This window comes from Paraclostridium benzoelyticum, from assembly GCF_001006285.1.
Lineage (GTDB): Bacteria > Bacillota > Clostridia > Peptostreptococcales > Peptostreptococcaceae > Paraclostridium > Paraclostridium benzoelyticum.
The window spans coordinates 1-2,121 of the sequence record NZ_LBBT01000195.1; the positions used below are offsets into that span (position 1 = coordinate 1).

The 2,121-nt window shown below is 23.1% G+C and carries 2 protein-coding genes; both read right to left on the reverse strand.

Going from position 1 to position 2,121, the window contains the following annotated elements:
• Positions 1–298: 298 nt before the first annotated feature.
• A complete protein-coding gene (locus VN21_RS09225; RefSeq protein WP_046822999.1) occupies positions 299–604 on the reverse strand; it encodes a helix-turn-helix domain-containing protein in 306 nt (101 codons plus the stop codon).
• Positions 605–1,313: 709 nt separating this feature from the next.
• Positions 1,314–2,012, reverse strand: coding sequence for a ferric reductase-like transmembrane domain-containing protein (locus VN21_RS09230; protein WP_046823000.1), 699 nt, complete (start codon positions 2,010–2,012; stop codon positions 1,314–1,316).
• Between the last annotated feature and the right edge of the window lie 109 nt (positions 2,013–2,121).

Consider the following 2,121-nt stretch of genomic DNA (forward strand, 5'->3'; position numbering starts at 1 on the left):
ATTAAGTTATATAAAAAATATAATTGTTTACTTATATTAGATATACGTCTAGCAAACAGAAAAATCAATACTTTAAATTAGATTTTTTAATAAAAAATTTATAGGACACGTATGCAAATTTAGCACAAATTCATTGTATTTCAAACCTATTAATCTAGATTCAAATAAATCATAATCCAAATCTATTAAATATACTATTTCTTTTTACAATACCTTACAGTTTAATGAGTTAAAAAATAAATATAATCTTTTTCATTATGAAAAAATTGTATAATGAAAAAGATTATATTTATACTTTTTAAATACCTGTTTCAAATTCATTTAACTCAGACTTTTTATTCATTTTCTTTTTAATTTTTTTCTGTTTAGCTTCATCTAAATCATCAAAATTAATCTTACCAATATACAAATTAAATTCATCAACACCAAAGTGTTTTATCATAGATTGTTCTGTTATTAACCAAGTTTTCCCGAATTTTTTTACCTCAACATTGTCGATTAGCTTTCCATTTGATACTTGTTTTCGTAATGTTGAATTATCTAAACCATAAATATCTGATACTTGTTGAAAAGTATATAGACCCTTAAAACTCCCATTTGCCATTTTAATTTCCTCCAAATTATTCTATGTGTTAAAATTTGTATAACTTTAAATCAATTAAATATTTATTAAGGTATATATATAATTTAATCCCCAAGATATAGTATAAGTCAATTCATATACTAGGTGTTAGAGGCTATTTGAAGTATTTTAATAAAAAAAATGGTATAAGTCTAATTATATAAAAGACATATACCATATAAACTTATTTTCTATATTATTAATATAAATTTATTTAACTGTTTTAAGAATGATATGTAAAAACCTATTTACCTATGAAGGTATTCTTAATAACATAAAAAATAATCAAATGTGATTATATCACAAACACCTGTATTTTTAACCCTCTTAATTTTTATAGTATAGCATTCTGATTTTTAAAATCAATATATGTTACAGGATTGAAACAGATGTATCGAAATTGAGACTCATTTAACGATGCATGACACTTGTCCGACAAAGTAAAACTAGGAGAATGTATTTAAATCAAATACAAAATAATAGCCAGTAAACAATTAAATAATTATTTAATTGTATATCGAAATCTAAAATATATTTAATTTTCATGATAAATATTGGAGGATACTTGTCCTCCACTCGAAACAAGTTACACAGTATGCAAGAATTTTATTAATTTGCCTGTAATAGGTATAAAAAAAGGATATCTAAAAAAGACATCCTTTCTTGCATGTAAAATGGGTTAAAACTTCAACTAAATACTTGATATTTTCATTGATTTAACCTTCTTTTCATTAAAGTACTTCATCATCCTAACCATTGTATAAACTATAAAAATTGTAGAATAAATAGCAATTTTTAACATATCTATTGTATCTTTATTTAAAAGAATAAGAGCTATGTGTAAATAAGTTAATCCATAAAATAAATATGAACATCTTTGTATTTTTTTCCATTTAACATACTTAATTTTACTTCTAACAAATTTAAATGAAGTTATAAACAATGGAATCATAACTAAAAATGCAACCAAGCCTATAGTTAGGTGAATCATAGATAATCCAGGAAGCGTAAGAGATTTAACAAAATCTCCAAATATAAAATATGTATATATTAAGCCATGTGGAAGTATAAGTATAGATCCTATTACAGCTAATTGAGCTCTTATATTTAATAGTTTTTTAGTGACAACATATTTTCTATCGAGAGCTCCTGTAAACATTACGATAATAAATAAAGATACAGATAAAATACCTTTCATTGAGGACTTATAAAATTCTAGTAGAAGCCCTTGTAGCTCTATATTGTATGTTTCTCCGTAAAGGTTTATATAACTAGTTAGCAAAGCTATAACCAAAGCAATTATATAGTATAAGTTTGAATGTTTTTTAATGCTAGACGTAAAAAATAGAGATATCACCATTGTGAATAGCAGTGAGTAAATTAATAACATTTTGATTCTCCTTTTCAATAATAAATGATAATTAATTTCAATAAGATTGTATAATGAAAATTTAACCAGGTCAACAAGTTTTTATAAAAAATCTAATTATTTAATTCTA

Bases quoted from the DNA above. Each gene is read 5' to 3' on its own strand.
- VN21_RS09225 (WP_046822999.1), bottom strand. From the start codon at position 604: ATGGCAAATGGGAGTTTTAAGGGTCTATATACTTTTCAACAAGTATCA.
- VN21_RS09230 (WP_046823000.1), bottom strand. From the start codon at position 2,012: ATGTTATTAATTTACTCACTGCTATTCACAATGGTGATATCTCTATTT.